Source organism: Butyrivibrio sp. AE3003 (assembly GCF_000686065.1).
GTDB classification, from domain to species: Bacteria; Bacillota; Clostridia; order Lachnospirales; family Lachnospiraceae; genus Butyrivibrio; species Butyrivibrio hungatei_A.
This window is the reverse complement of sequence record NZ_JMLX01000001.1, coordinates 3,166,487-3,184,280: the sequence shown is the minus strand read 5'-3', so window position 1 is coordinate 3,184,280 and position 17,794 is coordinate 3,166,487. Positions and strand designations below refer to the sequence as shown.

The 17,794-nt window shown below is 42.1% G+C and carries 16 protein-coding genes and 1 pseudogene; all 17 read right to left on the bottom strand.

The window, feature by feature from the left end:
- Window positions 1–290: 290 nt before the first annotated feature.
- The 17 genes and pseudogenes from CD00_RS0115300 to CD00_RS0115215 all read right to left on the bottom strand — a co-directional run bounded on the left by CD00_RS0115300 (window position 291) and on the right by CD00_RS0115215 (window position 17,758).
- Window positions 291–1,673 (bottom strand): C40 family peptidase, encoded by a 1,383-nt coding sequence (locus CD00_RS0115300; protein ID WP_026656763.1) that lies wholly within the window; start codon window positions 1,671–1,673, stop codon window positions 291–293.
- Window positions 1,674–1,889: 216 nt separating this feature from the next.
- On the bottom strand, window positions 1,890–2,816 hold the full coding sequence (trxB, locus tag CD00_RS0115295) for a thioredoxin-disulfide reductase (protein ID WP_026656762.1): 927 nt from the start codon (window positions 2,814–2,816) through the stop codon (window positions 1,890–1,892).
- A gap of 142 nt (window positions 2,817–2,958) precedes the next feature.
- Window positions 2,959–3,735, bottom strand: coding sequence for a Cof-type HAD-IIB family hydrolase (locus CD00_RS0115290; RefSeq protein ID WP_034462164.1), 777 nt, complete (start codon window positions 3,733–3,735; stop codon window positions 2,959–2,961).
- 14 nt (window positions 3,736–3,749) lie between these two features.
- A complete protein-coding gene (ymfI, locus tag CD00_RS0115285; protein WP_026656760.1) occupies window positions 3,750–4,475 on the bottom strand; it encodes an elongation factor P 5-aminopentanone reductase in 726 nt (241 codons plus the stop codon).
- A gap of 106 nt (window positions 4,476–4,581) precedes the next feature.
- The gene (locus tag CD00_RS0115280; protein ID WP_026656758.1) at window positions 4,582–4,938 is read right to left on the bottom strand and encodes a response regulator; all 357 of its coding nucleotides are present in this window, start codon (window positions 4,936–4,938) and stop codon (window positions 4,582–4,584) included.
- Window positions 4,939–4,959: 21 nt separating this feature from the next.
- Complete coding sequence (locus CD00_RS0115275; protein ID WP_026656757.1) at window positions 4,960–5,853, bottom strand: chemotaxis protein CheX; 894 nt, start codon at window positions 5,851–5,853, stop codon at window positions 4,960–4,962.
- Between the two features lie 181 nt (window positions 5,854–6,034).
- Entirely contained in the window at window positions 6,035–7,300 is a 1,266-nt protein-coding gene (locus CD00_RS0115270; protein WP_026656756.1) for an SseB family protein, read from the bottom strand.
- 29 nt (window positions 7,301–7,329) lie between these two features.
- Window positions 7,330–8,599: pseudogene (locus CD00_RS21430) on the bottom strand (M18 family aminopeptidase).
- Between the two features lie 298 nt (window positions 8,600–8,897).
- On the bottom strand, window positions 8,898–10,166 hold the full coding sequence (locus CD00_RS0115260; protein ID WP_026656755.1) for an SLC13 family permease: 1,269 nt from the start codon (window positions 10,164–10,166) through the stop codon (window positions 8,898–8,900).
- 32 nt (window positions 10,167–10,198) lie between these two features.
- Window positions 10,199–10,474 (bottom strand): barstar family protein, encoded by a 276-nt coding sequence (locus tag CD00_RS18710; RefSeq protein WP_034462162.1) that lies wholly within the window; start codon window positions 10,472–10,474, stop codon window positions 10,199–10,201.
- A gap of 3 nt (window positions 10,475–10,477) precedes the next feature.
- Window positions 10,478–11,158, bottom strand: coding sequence for a ribonuclease domain-containing protein (locus CD00_RS0115245; RefSeq protein ID WP_242827231.1), 681 nt, complete (start codon window positions 11,156–11,158; stop codon window positions 10,478–10,480).
- A 41-nt stretch (window positions 11,159–11,199) separates the two neighbouring features.
- The gene (locus tag CD00_RS0115240) at window positions 11,200–13,041 is read right to left on the bottom strand and encodes a thiamine pyrophosphate-binding protein (RefSeq protein WP_026656753.1); all 1,842 of its coding nucleotides are present in this window, start codon (window positions 13,039–13,041) and stop codon (window positions 11,200–11,202) included.
- Between the two features lie 2 nt (window positions 13,042–13,043).
- Window positions 13,044–13,823 carry a glucose-1-phosphate cytidylyltransferase gene (gene rfbF, locus CD00_RS0115235; protein WP_026656752.1) on the bottom strand — a complete coding sequence of 260 codons (780 nt, stop codon included), beginning with the start codon at window positions 13,821–13,823 and terminating at the stop codon, window positions 13,044–13,046.
- A 92-nt stretch (window positions 13,824–13,915) separates the two neighbouring features.
- Window positions 13,916–14,992: a glycosyltransferase gene (locus tag CD00_RS0115230; protein WP_185750475.1), complete on the bottom strand. Its 1,077-nt coding sequence runs from the start codon at window positions 14,990–14,992 to the stop codon at window positions 13,916–13,918.
- Window positions 14,993–15,019: 27 nt separating this feature from the next.
- Window positions 15,020–16,954 carry a LicD family protein gene (locus CD00_RS0115225; RefSeq protein ID WP_081811942.1) on the bottom strand — a complete coding sequence of 645 codons (1,935 nt, stop codon included), beginning with the start codon at window positions 16,952–16,954 and terminating at the stop codon, window positions 15,020–15,022.
- Window positions 16,905–17,063, bottom strand: coding sequence for a hypothetical protein (locus CD00_RS20255; protein WP_185750474.1), 159 nt, complete (start codon window positions 17,061–17,063; stop codon window positions 16,905–16,907). The genes CD00_RS0115225 and CD00_RS20255 overlap by 50 nt, the downstream gene beginning before the upstream one ends.
- A gap of 5 nt (window positions 17,064–17,068) precedes the next feature.
- Complete coding sequence (locus CD00_RS0115215) at window positions 17,069–17,758, bottom strand: ribulose-phosphate 3-epimerase (RefSeq protein ID WP_027209329.1); 690 nt, start codon at window positions 17,756–17,758, stop codon at window positions 17,069–17,071.
- Window positions 17,759–17,794: the final 36 nt, after the last annotated feature.

Sequence of the window (17,794 nt, the reverse complement as noted above, 5' to 3'; positions counted from 1 at the left end):
CTCTTTTGAAATTTTCGCTTTTTTTGTGAATGATGCACAAAATTATTTCATGATTTTTAACGTGGAAAAATCAATTAATCCTTCATATTTTCGTGGATAATGTGGATAACTTCGTGTATAAGTCCATTTTTTAGACAATTTTTCTCACATCCTGTGGATAACTTATTAATCTTTTGTTCTCAAAAAATAATCTTTTTGTTATTGACTTTTGTTATTATGTGCACTTTATTGAAAACATGAACAAGGAGCTGAATAATCAGCTCCTTGCTAAAGTCTAATTCAATATTCAATTACAAGATTCTTCTTACTGCGAGTACCTTACGGTAATCAGCGTTAGAAATCTTAATACCTGTCTTAGCTGTTGAAGCATGTACAATCTGTCCGCCACCAATATAGATAGCAACGTGACCTGAGTAGCATACGATATCACCGGGCTGTGCATTTGCAAGTCCATCGACTGCAGCTCCCTGTGTTCTATCAGCAGATGAACTGTGAGGAAGACTTACACCGAAGTTCTGATATACACTCATTACGAATCCTGAGCAGTCAGCACCGTTTGTCAAACTTGTTCCGCCGTAAACATACGGGTTACCAACGAACTGTTTAGCGAACTCTGCAACCGCAGATCCGATTGAGCTTGTCTCTGTTGTATAAGAAGCAGCTGACTTATAGTCCTTACCTACAGCCTTATCGGATGTATTCTTACTAGCAGCTTTCTTATTGGCATCAGTCTTAGCTTTTTCTTCTGCGAGACGTTTCTTCTCAGCGTCATTAGATTCAGCCACTTTATAATCGAGCCAAGGTTTAACGTATTCAGCACAAATGTATACGTCACCTTCCTCCATACTTATCTTATACCATTTCTGGCCTGAGCTGTCTTCTTCTTCAGCAAGAATAATAACCTGTTCATCAGGAGCAACATAACCCATTACGTCAGCATCTGTGCCGGGTTCTTTTCTGGTCTTAAGAACACCTTCCTGTGTATTAACAGTACCCATCTGGGTAGCAACATCTTCTGCATACTCGGCAGCTTCCTGGCCAACGATACAGTACTGAGCCTTAACCCAACCTGTTACATCGCCTGATTTAATCTTATACCAGCCGTCTTTTTCCTCTAAAAGAGTACCAAGGGCTTTATTAGGCAGTTTACCAATTTTTTCAGTGTTAGTTTCACTCGGGTTATCACGAATGTTTACATAACCTTCAACTTTGGCAACTACGAAATTGTCAACATTCTGTTTTTCTGAATCATCCTGGGATTGTTCATCACTACCTGACTCGTCTCCGCTTGCGGATCCGGTCGCATTCAAAATATCACGCAGAAGACTTTCTGTAATATTTGAAGCATTTGGTGTCGCATCGGTAACGGCAGAACTTAATTCGATCTTATCAGCAACAGATTTGCTGATAGTTGAAGAATCCCCATGATTCCCCGACTTCCCCGATTTCTTGCTCGATCCTTTACCTGAACTACTCTCTTCTTCGTCGATACTGTTCTGAAGAGTTGAAAGTGATACTTGATTATCCCCTAGAGCGTATGTAAAACCTGCCTGAGGCAAAACGCTCGTTACTCTCCTTGAAGGTGCAGCATGTACTAAAACACTATTCATGTTGGAAATTGTTATTGCAGCTACAACACTAGCGGTCATAATCTGTTTAGCAGTTTTTTTCAAAAGAAACCTCCGGTTTGTTACATTTTTGTTACGCATATACAAATATACGCTATTTGCTTCCGTTTGTCAACTTTTGCAACACGTTCACCAAAATTTCAATATTCCCAGAGTATTACTGAAAAAAATATACAACAAACAAATTTTGACCAAATTTTTTGTATATATTTTTCACAAAAAATTCGTATTCCGGTTATTATTAGGATATAACGCATTTATTTACACTATAAGGTAATCTTGTGCCGCAGTTACGGCATTTGCACCATCTGCCACCGAAGTAACAATTTGACGAAGCCTCTTCTTCCTGCAATCCCCCGCAGCAAAGATTCCGGGTACATTTGTTACACAATCTTCTCCGGCAATCACATATCCGTTTTCGTCACATTCGACAATATCTGCAAAGATTTCTGTAGACGGATGTATACCGATTGCCACAAAAATACCGTCAACATTAAGGTCAGAGACTTTATTTTCTTTAATATTCTTAACTCTTAAATTTGTAACTTTGCCCTCTCCCTGTATTTCCTGAACTACGCTGTCCCAGATAACTTCTACATTCGGAAGGCCAAAGAGCTCATCCTGCAAGATCTTCGCAGCACGAAGCTCGTCTCTTCTGTGAATGAGATAAACTTTCTCACAGAACCTTGCAAGGAATATCGCATCTTCAACAGCTACGTCTCCGCCACCATTAACCGCAGCTACCTTTCCCTTATAAAAAGCCCCGTCGCAAGTTGCACAATATGAAACTCCCTTTCCGATATATTCCTCTTCTCCGGGAATCCCGAGCTTGGAATGATGTGCACCTGCAGCTATAAGAACTGTGCGCGTCTCATAGCTCTCATTCTCTGTATTTACTTTAAATATAGGTTTTCCTTTTTCATCCGTAGAACTCTTCTCGATTCCCGTAACTATTCCGTCAGCAAACTCTGCACCCAACTTATCGGCATGCTCCCTGAATTTCATTGCAAGATCAAATCCGTTAACACCGGGAATTCCAAGATAATTGTCCACTTCATAAGTGTCGATTATCTGTCCTCCGCTCACAGGATTTTTTTCTATAACAAGCATATTAAGTCCGGCTCTCTTTGCATATACCGCAGCCGAAAGCCCTGCAGGGCCGGAACCGATTATTATAATATCAAACATTTGTATTTCCTCCTAAACTATAAAACTCAAAAGCACTCCTCTATATCCGCATAAAAAGAAAGAGGATTAGATTGTGCACAACCTAATCCTATCACTATTTCGAATATTTTAAAAGTAAAATTTTTATAACCAATTAAACCGACTATACAAGCTCATACTTTTTAAGCGCATTCCAAATTCCGTCATCCTCAAGATGAGTTGTGACAAAGTCCGCTATATCCGCGATCTCATCAGCGCATCTTCCCATTGCAATAGCCGTTCCTGCAGTCTGCATCATTTCCATATCATTTACGCTGTCACCAAAAGCGAAAGTGTTTTTTACATCTTCAGATAAGAGTTCACAGACTTTCTCAATTCCCGTACCCTTATTAAAGCCCTTGGGAACCATCTCTACAACATGCTCGTTGTGGATCATGTAATCATAAAGATCTTCAAGCTCAGCAAAACAGCTCTTGGTATCACATCCCGTCGTCGCGCATGACAATTTGTTGATCTGCCAGTTTCCCCAATTATCATTGATACCGCGAAGTCTGTCTCCCATATCTGCCATAACTTTTCTGCCGTACATATCATTTTCAAAATCTTTTCTTTCCATATAGAGATATTCCGGGCCTTCAAGGATTGGTCTGAATCCATATCTTTGAACCGTTTCCACAGTTCTTATCGCATCATCTTTATCCATAATTCTGTTGTAAATAGTCTTTCCGTCGTATTCGATCATACATCCGCACGCCGAAACGATACCGTCAAAACCCATTCCCAATAGTTCTTGATTGCTTACAAAAGATCTTGATCTTCCTGTATTTATAAAGCACTTATGCCCGTTCTTCTTTGCCTTCCTTATTCCTTCTTTTGTGCTCTCCGGGATGTAATTCTTGTAGTCCCAAAGCGTTCCGTCAATATCAAAAAATAGAATCATTAATCTTTTCCACCCTAAATCCATCCTCCATCGAGGGTTATTATCTGTCCGGTCATATATTCGGGCGAGTCCGCAAGCATGACCGCAAGCTTGGCAACTTCTGTAGCTTCGCCCATTCTTCCCGCGGGTATCTCATCTTCAAGGGCACTCAGGTCCTCCTCCGTCAGATGCTCTCTGTTCATCGCGGTGTCAATGACTCCGCACGCAATGGCATTTACCTGAATGTTGCTGGGCGCAAGCTCTTTTGCCAGCGCTTTGGTAAAAGCATTCACGCCGCCCTTAGATGCGGAATACGCAACTTCACAGGATGCTCCGACGGAACCCCACACTGAAGTTATGTTTATTATCTTACCACAATGTTTCCTCAACATGACAGCAGCAGCTGATTTGCATGTAAAAAAAACTGAATCAAGATTAGTGCTCATTACCTTTCGCCAATCAGCGACACTCATATCGGTAAGGAGCCCTATATGCGCTATTCCCGCATTGTTTATGACAACATCAATGTCTTTTATCTTCCTTGCAAAAAGATCCGTCACCGAATCATAATCAGCGGCATCGCAAGTGAAACTGCTGCATTTTATACCGTACTCATTTCGAAGATACTCGGCAAAACCGGCCAACTGCTTTTCGCTCTGCTTACAGGTCAAAAAAAGTTCATCTCCCATTGCAGCGAAAGCTTCCGCAATAGCCTTTCCTATTCCTCTTGATGCACCGGTTATAAGGACTTTTCTGTTCACTTCGCGCCTCCTTTATATTAAATCAAAATGCGCTGCCCCCATAAAAGAGCAGCGCACATATTCTGTCTTGTATTAAACGATCAGCCTTGCAGATCACATACAGCCATTAGCAGCAATGTGAAAGTGCATCGATAACAGTTTCTTCAACAAAAGGCTTTGCAACAAATTCTGCTGCTCCGAGCTTAACCGCTTCCATCATCTTATGCTTCTGTCCTGCAGCTGTAATCATAACAACCTTTGCATTGGGATCAGCTTCTCTGATAAGCTTGAGTGAATCAATACCGTCAAGTACAGGCATAGTGATATCCATGGTAACAATGTCGGGCTTAAGTTTCATGTACTCATCAAAACCTTCCTGGCCGTTAACAGCTTCACCTACAATTGAATAGCCGGCTCTTTCCAATATATCTCTCAAAACTTTTCTTGAAGTTCTGGAATCATCTACTATTAAAACGTTCTTCATTTTCTATATTCCTCCAACCTATTACATGGTCGTTATTTTTGTGTCTTTTGATACTGCAATGAGATATTTAACCTCACCACCACAGATGTAAACAGGCATTACCATGATCTCATCACAGCTAGCTTCTGTTTCTGAAACAGAGAATGCAGGGGGCTCAAGCTCAATGAACTTTGATTCCTTACTCTGTTCTGTTACATATAAACCGTTGATACAATTTATAAGTTCGCAAACCGCGTCAAGCGCGTCTTCTCTTGTTTCAATAAATTCTTCCTTAGTGTACGCTTTAGCCATTCTCTGCACATCTTCAAACTTGCCTGAAATGCCTACAAACGCATTCTGATCTCCATGGAATTTCTGATAGCCAAGGACTTCATCCTTGATATTTTTTGTCGTATATGCCTTTCCGACAAATACATGACTATCCACGAGTCTGTACATATTCTTAATACCCATGGAAAACATTCCTCTGTACATCTGGTCTTCAGTCTCAAGGAAAATAGGCACGATCTTTTCAACATCACCGGACTTAAGTGTTGCCATATCCGACTCTGTGAAACCGTGAAGTTTCTGATATTCTTCCTCCACCTCTGCCAACTTACTCATGGAAATAGCTCCCATATCCGTAAGTGCCTGAATAAATGCGAGATACGGATTTCCCTGCAACTCCACAAGACGGCTTACCTGGGTATCTGTCAAGTACCCACGCTCGATGGCAATATCACCAAAACGCTTATCCATAGATGCCTGCATGGCATTTACCTGTTCAGCCTGTGCTATAGTCATAAGCTTCTCTGCAACAGCTATAACACCAAGCTTAGCGCAATTGGATTCTTGTATCTGATATGCCTTCTCAAGCTGACTCTTGTCGAGCAAGCCTTTCTCAACCAAATATACACCAATTAGACGATCGAACATTGCTGTAGCTCCTATACATAAAAATTTGTTTATAACTTACAGTACCATTTTAGACCATTATCCGTATATAAACAAGACTATTTATTTCGCTACATAACAATAAATTGTACACCAAGGAGACGCTGAATCATTCATCGTTCACCCGGCATACAATTTCCCGGAACGTTTTATTATATTTTTCTTAATTATTTTCCATATGCGCCATCGCGCCATTCACAGCCCTCTTTACAGCGTTGTCGTCATCAGCTCTTCTGTTCTGCTGTGCCTTTGTCTCTCTGTAAGCTCTGTTGGCGCTGTCTATCGCAATTATCTGTTCCTTCGGCATGAAAATCCTGTGTCCCGCAGGATTGATCGCTACGCCGTCCTTATCTCGGATAAATCTTGCAATGTCGCTAAAAGAAAATACTGCGGCATTCCACTCATGTCCGAGCTTCATTTTCCCAAACTCGAATCCGTCGGTGAATACCGGCATAAAGATCTTATCATCGGCAGTCTTTACCATGAAGAATGTGAACTTTGTATCTTTTCCCATTCTCACTCTGCCGCTCTCTGTCTTTTCAGCATGTCCCTCATACTGCATGGGAACTATATATTTTCCGTTAAAGAGATTTCCGATCATTCTCTTTTCTTTAAGAGCAAGTATCTCATCTCTCTTCTCATATTTTACGGGCCATCTGCGCTCTTCAAGCATATCGAGCATTGAGAAGCAAAGCTGCGGATTTACGGGAGCATCTTTTATAACTCTGTTCCACTCGCCGGGAGCAGCTGAGATCTCGTCTCTCTTAAACTTCACTCTGTAAGCGCCGTTGTCTATTATCAGATCCTCAAGGCCGATGCAGTAAAGGAAATCAAAATATCCTTTTCTTGCCGCACCTTGTTCTTCCTGCTGCGGTTCAACCTCTATCTCTTTTACCATAACCTGACGGTACTGCTTCTTATAAAGTTCTGCAGCTTCTTCCGCCATCTCTTTTCCAAAATACAAAAGACCGTATCCATGATCGATAAACGGATATCCCGTCGACTTATCATAGATCACATATAGAATTTCAGCGTCTCTGACCCTGCGGATTATTTCGTTGTAAACTTTTCTGCGATTTCTCTCGTAGTCGGGAATCGGAACCTCTCTGTCAAACTCATCAAAAGTCGTAAGAACAAACAAAAGCTCCTGATCGTTAAGCTCCCTAAGTTCATCTATCGAAATGTCATCCTCATATATTATCTGTCCGATATCATCCTTGCGTTCCTCGGATACAGTCTCAGCAAGACAGCACTCGACACCCGGAAGATTCACATGATTTAACTTCGGTATTGTCGGCCAGTCAAGGGCTGCATGAGCTTCTCTTACTTCCTCAAGTTCCCTCTCTCTTGCTATTCTGATTTCTTCATCAAGTTGTCCGGGCCGGAGCGCCTTCTCTTTTTTTCCCCCCAACAAACTAAATAATCCCATCTATATCCCTCTTTCGTCTGATGCTGTAGTCAGCTCTCGTAAAATGTTTTTGATACCCCTGCAAGATACTCGGGGTCACGGCTTCCCGCGGATTCATAGGGCGAATGCATTGCAAGCTGGGCAAGTCCTATGTCCACCGTGTTAACAGAAACCTGCGATGTTGAGATATTACCGAGCGTTGAACCTCCGGCAATATCCGAGCGATTGGTAAATGTCTGATAGGGAACATTCGCCTTCTCGCAAATAAGTTTAAATGTGGCTGCGGATACCGCATCCGTCGTATATTTTTGATTTGCGTTATATTTAATAACGATTCCGCCGTTCATAAGCGGTCTGTTTACAGGATCCGCCTTTTCCTTGTAATTGGGATGTACGGCATGTGCGTTGTCGGCGGAGATCATGAAACTGTTTGCAACAGCTGTGAAATACTGCTGTTGCGTTCTTCCAAGGCCTTCATTTATCCTGATAAGCGTATCCTTCAAAAATGTCGAATCCGCTCCCTGCTTGGTTCCGCTTCCGACTTCTTCATTGTCGAAAACGCAGTGCAAAACAACATTCTCAGATTCTTTTGCTGTAATAAATCCCTCGAATGTGGCATATACGCACTCCTGATCGTCAAGTCTCGAACTTGCGATGTACTCATTGTTTGCGCCCCAAAATGTGGGTTTCACCCTGTTGTACAAAAAGAGATCATGGCTTAAGATGTCTTCTTTTTTCACCCCTGCAGCCTCTGCAACCACTTCAAAAAAAACTGCCCTTGGAGCTTAAATCTCCAAAAAGCGGTATGCAATCGGTCTGAGGATTGTACTTGGCTGAGCTGTTTGCATCTCTGTTCATATGGATAGCAAGTGAAGGTATCATCAAAAGATCTCTGTCCACATTTACGAGTTTTGATACAAATCCGCCTTTTCCATCTCGCACGATAAGTCTTCCCGCAACCGAAAGCGGTCTGTCAAACCAAGGTGCGCAGAGCATTCCGCCGTACTTCTCGGTATTTAATTTTACATATGCCGAAACTTCCTCCATCTCAGGATTCTCTTTTATCTTAAAAGAAGGAGAATCACTGTGACTTGCGATCACATAAAAACCTTTGAACTTCTTATCGGGTATCCTGAAAGAAATCACAGAAGAATCGTTTCTTGTAACAAAAAACTTTCCGGGCTTAAGTTCCCACTCCTCAGATTCCTTCAGTTCCACGTACCCCCTGTCGTCAAGCTCTTTCCTAAGATTGTCGACCACGTGAAAACATGTAGGTGATGCGTCAATAAACTCAAGCATTTTTTCTGTTATATTCTTCATATTACTTTTCCGCCTTTTATCATATTCATTGCAGTTTATGTAAACTACAACCAAATATAATTATAGCCTAAATTTGTTTTCAAAGATATGCGATCATCCTGTTATCGTCATATTAATTATATAAATAAAGCATTAACATTCTAGCACGCACAGGCTCAATATATCAAGCAGTTTTCATAGAACTATATGTAAATTTTTTTTGAACTTTTCTATTCCTCTTAAACCGCATAAAAAGAGGGCTCCGACTCTTTGGATAGTCGAAAGCCCTCATGGTCACTACATTTTTATCATATTAGATTTACGCATATACAAACCAAATGAAAAGATATCCCACTAACACTGCAGTTAATGTAAACGGAACTCCTATCTTCATGAAATCACCGAAAGAAACTTCGTAACCTTCTTTTCTAAGCATTCCCACACCGGCGATATTGGCGGAAGCACCGATAGGTGTAAGGTTTCCGCCAAGTGTTGCACCGATCAAAAGTCCGAAGTACAAAAGAAGCGGACTTGCCGACATCACGGCAGACAGACTTCCAAGTACCGGAAGCATGGTCGCAACATACGGGATGTTATCGATAAACGCCGAGATTGCAACAGAACCGAAAACTATAACCGTGTACAGCATAAAGACATTTCCTTTTCCCGCATCGGCTATGATATTTGCAAGTTCGTCAATGATGCCGACATTGGTAATTCCGCTGATAACGCAGAACAGACCTGCAAGAAGGAGCATAGTATCGTAGTCGATTGCTTTGAGCGAATGCCACATGCTATCTGTTCCCTTTGAAAGAAAAATCTCCCAGATGATATTGATGATTCCGCATACCATGCATATCACACCGTTTGTGATCTCAGGCTTATTCTGGAAAAAGGATGCGATAACAAGAAGCACAACGTGCCCAAGCATCATTATCGTAGGAACATAATCGGTTACAACAGTCTTCTCATCTGAGCTTACGGGTTCTTTGTCTTTTCTGAAAAGAACCATCATGATAGGAACCGTAGCAAGCGCTCCGAGCTCAACAGCAAAGAAAATTCCAAGCTTTCCGTCCATCCAGAAGAAATCGTTAAAGTCCATCCCTGCAGCTCCTGCGAGCATGATGGATGTCGTATCTCCAACAAGTGTCGCAGCTCCCTGAAGGTTTGATGAAACCGCGATACAGATTATCATCGCAACCGGCGAGATCTTGAGTTTTTTGCAGATAGCAAGTCCGACAGGTGCAACCATAAGAACCGTCGCAACGTTATCGATAAATGCAGAAATGATTCCCGAGAAAAGAGACATCGATATCGTAACCCACAACACATTCGGCGCAACATTAAGAATCTTGTCCGCAATGTAATTGGGCATCTTGGATTCTATGAAGTAATCAACGATTACCATAGTTCCAAAGATCATCATAAGGACGTTCCAGTCTATTGCCGAAAACACCTGATTAAACGGAAGAATTCCCGTGATCACAAAAATAAGCGCCGTAGAAAGCGCAACGTATGCTCTTTTCTTAGGCAGAACCACCATAAGAACATACATTATTACAAATAAAACAATGGCTAAAGTTTTCAAGTTTCTTTACTCCTTCTGTTGAAAAACTTTTATCACATATAAAACCTGATCTTCAGGTCATGCACATCTTCCGCCGCTTCCCTGCAAAGCCTGCAAAGCGCATCAAAATATTTTCCGAGCCTGTACTGTGCAAATTTGGCATTGTAAAAAATAATATTCCAGCCGTCGCCGCTCTCCGTAAGAACATCATAGAGCGCGTCAAGATTTTGGCCGTAATAATCCGGAAGAGGGAGCTCTTTTACAAGCTCTGCCTGTAGTCCCTCCGGCGTTGCAACTTCTGCTAAATCAATATAAAAAACCTTATCCATAGTTTAATACACCTGCTCAAAGTTTTCATAATGATCGTCTGTATAATACACACTTCCGTCGTCTGAGTAAACTATACGCTTTGCTCCTCTTGAATCGGCACCCAGCGTATCTATATCACATTCTTTGTACTTCTTTCCATCGGGGAGCTTTCCCTCGTTGTTGCCAAATCTGTCTCCGCCTATGCACTTTCCTTTGGCGAATTCATCGAGCCCTCCGCCTGTCCAGCCAAGCTTTTTGGCCTCATTCTTAGTGATGAAATTGGAAGGAAGTTTGCCGTAAGTGTGGATATAAAGAGCCACATCATCTTTTGATGTATACGTTCCGTCTTCAGAAACCGCAGATGCCTTCTCATTATCACCTGCTGCCGCTGCATCGGAACCCGCAGCATTTGAAGCTTCTTCTCCTGAATTACCGCTCTCCGACACTTCACTTACAATATCGGACGCAAGCGCATCACCGTCCAAAGTTATCGCGTTGCCCGCTCCGTCAGTAAAAAGAATCGACAGATCCTCGGCAGAAATATCGCTTATTCCTGAGTTATCATATGAGGATGCATCCTCGCCGTCCGTTATACCGCGCGCTGCGAATATTCCGGAACCAACCGTCGTCAAAACCATAAACAACAGCATTATAAACGCAACTATCCTAACGCTGTTCTTACCTTTTTTCTTAAAAAAATTCACTTGTATACCTCTTTTTAATTCAATAACTTTTCATCCGATCGTCAAATATACATGTTCTCGGCAAGTTCTTCCCTTGAAAGGAAAGGCGCAAGATCTTCAAGCGGAGGACTTGAAAGACTTCCGTCCGGCTCTCTTCGCGCCGAGCTCTTGGGTGCCCAAACCTGCTCAGTATCGGTATAAACTTCAACGAACACTGGACTCTTGGCATCTACCGCCGTCTTCATCGCATCTTCAAGCTCATTTCCCGTGATCACTCTGCTGTAGTGATAACCGAACGCTTCCGCAATCTTTTCAAAAGACGGGAATGCGAGATCTCCGCTCTCGGGGCCGATTCCGACTTTTGAATACTCTTTGAACAGATTGTTCTGAGTAAGTCTGATTGAATGATAGCCATCATTGTTTATGAGAAATACCTTGATAGGGAGCTTGTTTGTGATAACAGTCTGAAGCTCCTGAAGGTTCATCATTATACTTCCGTCGCCCTCAAGACATATTGTTTCTTTTCTTCCTGCCGCGATGCAAAGACCTATCGCTGCGGGAAGACCATATCCCATGCTGGCTACCGCGTTGTTTATTATAAATCTCGTGCCTTCTTTTACTACCCAGCTCTGGTGGCCCGCTACGCAGCACGCGCCGTTACTTACTGCAGTAAGACTTCCCTTAGGAAGTGCCGCAGAAAGAGCTTTGATAAATCCGTATACATTAACCTTGTTATCGCCTGTATGGAGCTGACTTTCCGATACAACGGGATATTTTTCTTTCCATGCCACGCACTGTTTTCTCCATGCATCGGCAGGAGAAACGTAAGTCTCGCCACACTTATCTGCTGCCGCATAGAGCTTTTCAAGAAACTCTTTTGCGTCAGCGTGAATCTTCATATCAACATGAACAGTGTGTTTCTCCATCTCGGCAGGTTCAATGTCGACCATTACGACCTTGGCAGCTCTTGCCCATGTTCCCCATGTATAGCCTACCTGTCTGATTGAAAGCCTGCTGCCTATGACGATGACAAGATCCGCATTCTGTATCGCAAAGTTCCCCGGTCTGTCACCCATATTACCGCCGCGGCCGCAGTAAAGCGGATTGTCTGTTTCTATAACATCGATTGAATTCCAGTATGTACAAACGGGAACTCCGAGTTTATCCACAACTTTTCTGAACGCGTCAAAACCACCTGAAATACGCACTCCGCCGCCTGCATAGATGACGGGACGCTCAGCTTTTTTGACCATCTCTATTACTTCGTTTATTGTTTCATCAGAAACTTCCGGAGTCTCTTTTTCATAAGAAGCTGCTTCTTCCTCGCTGTAGCCTCTGAGCGAATCGGGATCGATCTCAGCGCCCTGGAAATTAACGGGAACATCGATCCACACAGGTCCCGGTCTTCCGACGTTCATAAGATGCCAAGCTTTTTCCATGTGATATCTTATGTCTGCGGGATCTTCAAGCATAACTGCGTACTTGCACATGTGCTCAGTCATGCGGGTTATATCGTACTCCTGATCTCCGAGAGAACGAAGTCCCTTGCGATCATACTCTTTTCCCATGAGCTTATGCTCATATCTGACTGTTGTGTCATAACGAACCTGCCCGCTCACTACGAACATAGGAAGCGAATCAAGCCAGCCTCCGAGCACTCCCGTTATCGCGTTGGTTCCGCCGGGGCCCGAAGTCACGCAAAGAGCCGCAACTCTTCCGTCATATCTTGAGTAGCTCTCAGCAGCTATGGCCGCGCCCTGCTCATGATGGAAGTGCGTGCATGTCATTCCTGTGGTATGGCCAAAAGAATTATTCAAATACATAGCGCCACCGCCTACTACAGTGAAACAGTCGGTGACGCCCTTTTTTACCAAAAATTCTGCTATATAATCAGAAACTCTCATATTTACCACCTTATCCAAGGTGCTCTACCTGTTTCAACAAGTTCCGTAAGTTCATCTCTTTCTCTTGCTGTATCCATGCACTTCCAGAAGCCGTCATACTTGTATGCGACCATCTCGCCGTCTTTTACGAGGTTGTGCATAGGTTCTTTTTCAAAGAATGTCGCATCGCCCTCGATATAATCAAAAACTCCGGGCTCAAGAACCATGTAACCGCCATTAATTCTGGCGCCGTCCATGCTTGCTTTTTCTCTGAAATCTTTAATGGTAGAACCATCACCTTTATCAATGTCAAACACACCAAAGCGCTGTCCTGCAAGAATCGCAGTCACGGTCGCAAGTTTGCCGTTTTCCTTGTGGAACTCAAGGAGCTTTGTCATGTCTATGTCACACACGCCGTCACCGTAGGTCATGAAGAACGCCTCGTTTCCGACATGCTCTCTTATCCTCTTGATACGTCCACCCGTCATGGTGCTGTATCCTGTGTCGACAACGGTTACTTTCCAGGGCTCCGCCTTCTGTGAGTGGAACGTTGTCTTATTCTCGTTTGCAAAATCGAAAGTCACATCGCAGTTGTGGAGATAGTAATTTGCGAAATACTCTTTTATAACTTCCTGCTTGTATCCCGCGCATATAATAAACTCATTAAATCCGTAATGTGAATATTCTTTCATGATGTGCCAAAGGATCGGCTTACCCCCGATCTCGATCATTGGCTTTGGGCGAAGATGGCTCTCTTCACTGATTCTTGTTCCGAAACCTCCCGCTAAAATTACAACTTTCATCTAATCTCTCTTTCCTTCCCGTTGGGTTACATAGTGCCACCAAATTGATACTCAGTAATATACTACTTTTTGAAATTTTTTTGTAGTCCATTCTAACCAAGTGCCTTTAGCCTGTCGTTTGCAGGCCTATATCCGGCGCACTTTTTATAAAAATCTTTTGCCTTTAAAATATTTCCTCTGACTTCCTCTATAACTCCAATATTATAATATGCTTTAAAACTGTTAACACCCTCTACCGAATAAATCTTTGCTTTTGTCGCTTTCAAAAAAGCTGCTGTCGCATCGTCGAAAAGAGCATTATTCATATAGATAAGTCCCATCATAAACATATAATCCGCGTTGCCTTCAAAAAGATCCGTAACCCCTTCAAGACACAGTGCATCCGGAAATCTTTTCTGCGCCATTAACCCATATCCGTATGAAACCATCATGTCTTGAATATAGGAAAGCTCTGGATTTATCGTCTGTTCCATAACCTGTTCGTAATAGTCTGTTCCCTCTTTATAGTCCTCCATTGCAATGCAGCATTTTCCTATCTGGAACAAAACATACGGATCTTCAGGATTATCATTAAGTGCCTTAAGCAAAAGCTTTTTATTTCTCTCAGCCTTACTCTTTCTTAATTCCGGAGTGTCATATCCGACATGATCAAAAGAAAGCGGCAAATCGAAATATCCGTTTTCATCATCTCTGTCTATAGTTCGAAGATTCTCATGTATGTCGCCAAAAAAGCTGTACACTTTCCTATTGTAAAAACGCCCTATCTTGTCGCGTGATCTAAGTTCTTCACCATTTTGTACATACGTACTTGCAATCGTGGACATCCCTATTTTTCCGGGATTTGCCATAACCGTTTTCATAAATTTATCAGCAAGCTCCGTAGAATAATCCTCGAGAAATTCATCACAATCAACAGATAAAATATAATCATTTACAGCCTTAGAACACGCATAATTTCGTGCTTCTGCAAAGTTTCCCATCCATTCAAAGTTATATAGCACAGCACCTTTGCTTTTGGCTATCTCAGCCGTATCATCGGAAGAACCCGTATCAACGACAACAACCTCCGAACCGTCAAAATACTTTACCAAAGGCATTATTGAATCAATGCACTTCCCGATATTCTTCGATTCATTTTTTGCGATCATGCACACTGAAAACGAAAACACACAAACCTCCTCAACGCCCGCTTATGTTTATACATTCACATCTTCGAGCATTACGGGAATTTTCATATCAACACACTTTCTGGCAACCACTCCCGAATCGCCATAGTAACCATTCCACCTGTCAATGAACTGAAGCGAACGGTTTTCCTCGTCATAGATACATCCTTCCGTATCCTTAACCTTATCAACAAAAGCGATATACCTTTTTCTTACTGTTCCATCAACAATATCAAGATTCGCCGTCAGATAATCCTGAGGAACAAATAAAACAGTCATTCTGTCTGTATGCTCTGAAAAAATCTGAAGCGCCCGTTCAAATTTATCAACCGCCTTTTCTCCGTACTCCATCAAAGTGCTGATACTAAAGTAATAAACAACAACCTTGCGTCCTTCATACTTACCAAGAAACTCATTCCACTCGCCTTCATCGCTCGTAAAGGTATCTATATCAGATTCCTGCTCAGCAGCAAAATCCGAAACTTCTATCTTTTGCTCCCAGAAAGCCCTCGTTTCTTCTCCTGTCAGCCCAATTAATTTCTTTAGATACAGCTCTCTTTGTTTTTCGGACTTAAGAAGAACCTTATCCGCATTTACCACCGCAGGCTGCTCCGCAAGAATTTCTATACACCTACATGCCTTATCATCGTCATCGACAGGATCGTCGATATCATAACAAGGCACATAAATAAGCTCATCCGTCACATTTAAAAGATTCCCCGAATAAAAGAATTCATGTACGGTAAACGCTGTATTCCAGGCATCATACGGCACCTGTATCACAATCTTATCGGGATGAATTCCCGCATAGTCAAACTTCTCGCAATCCTCAGCACCCAGATAATCAGGAAAAAGAGCTCTCTCATCATGCATCTCCCCGACCTTTCCCGTATAATCACAATCATAATAATTTATCGGAAGCACATGCACCTCGTGTCCTTCAGACTTATACTTGCGCCACAACCCCTCAAGAGTATTCCACAACTTCACCCTGCACGGAAGGAAAACAATCGTCATCTTTTCTTTCTCCTGCACAGGCATAAGCATTCTGCCCATATACCTTTTGACAGAATTCAAAAGTTCATTGGTATCAAGCGTATATCTATAGGGATTGTGTCCCAACTTTTCCTTCAACAGATTTTCCTGACTGATATATATGGGATATTCATGCATACCGCCGCTTTTGTGTATTTCCATATAGTTTCCGTAGTTACTCGATAATATCCTGTCATAGTAAGCTGAAACTTTGAGCATAGTATTCTCAAACTTCATATCAATAGAACTTTGGAAATATTTTTTGGGAAAAATGTGATTACCATACTTAAGATAAAACGGCATCAAAGCAACATTATCCGCTTCGGATACAGGACATTCCATAAATATTTTATCTATGAGAACTTCCATTTCATGCAAGAGCTTTTTTCCTCTGTGAAAATGAACGTTATTCTCTTTTTCCACATCTATTAAAAGGCTCTCGATTTCATTTGTGTATTCCCCAAGAGAATCTTTTTCAGAAATCGCATCATGTGCAGTTATGATCCTCCTAACACGCTCCTGACGTTCCTTCTCTTTCTCCGCATCATTATATACACCGTCCATCGGAAAAATATCGACGCCCACAGTGTACGGACAGCCACTGAACAAATCAAGATGCTCCTTGCTGCAATCAATAGCATGACTGTTTACTATTCTTCCAAGAAAATTATTATATTCATTCTCTATATCATTAAGCGTGAGTATTATATAGACACTCGGTAATTCTTTTCTTGCGATCTCGAAAAAGCGCTCATAATCATCCCTGAGCATGCATATATCAAAATCGTCATCCCATGGAATATATCCGCCATGACGCACCGTTCCGATAAGAGTACCGTATTCGGCAAACCACTTGATATCATGTTCTCTGCACAACTTATCAATATCTGCCAACATCTGAAGCTGTCCCGCCCAATAGCGCTTCATCATCGTAGAGATATAAAAAACCGTTCCTGACTTCCGGTCTGAAAAAAGCCTCGGGAAAACTGATATTTTCAAGCGGTACCATATTCATTTCATCGGAATTATTGTTGATCATTTAATTTACACAGACTCCTTTTTCAGATATGAAAAATCCAGTTTCCTTATTGCCGGTATGATATCAGCATATTCAGCTTTTTTCCCAAACAGAAGTGTTGTTCCAAGAACAAAGCCATCCATTTTCTTGGGAGCATATTCAAGCATCCTCTCTGCTCCGCACGCTCCGTCCCAGTAAAGTTCAAACCCCATCTTTTTACGAAGATGAAGAAGTACATCAATCTTCTCACCGACAAAAGGAAGAAACATCTGACTGGCATTACCGGGATTAACAGCCATAACAAGAACTCTGTCAACTATGCGAAGCTGTTCTTTTACCGATTCAACACTTGTTCCCGGATTTATTGCTATTCCCGGATGCATTCCGTGATCAATTATCTTCTGTATTGTCGCAGACGGATGATACTCAGCCTCCGGATGGATATATACGGTATCTCCTTTTCTGAGATATCTTAGAAAAAGATCTATATTATTCCTTGGATGTTCGATCATAAGATGCACGTCGAGAGGCTTATTGCTCACACGCGCAATTACTATCATGTCATAAAGTGACATGGCGAAATTATTAACGTAACGACCATCCATAATATCAATGTGAAAAGAATCTATTCCGGCTGCCTCAAGCGCTCTGACTTCCCTTTCAAGATTCCCAAAATCAGCGCACATCATAGACGCCGTAAGCATAAAATTATTCATAATACCCCCCTGCATTTCATATATGATCCGATTATC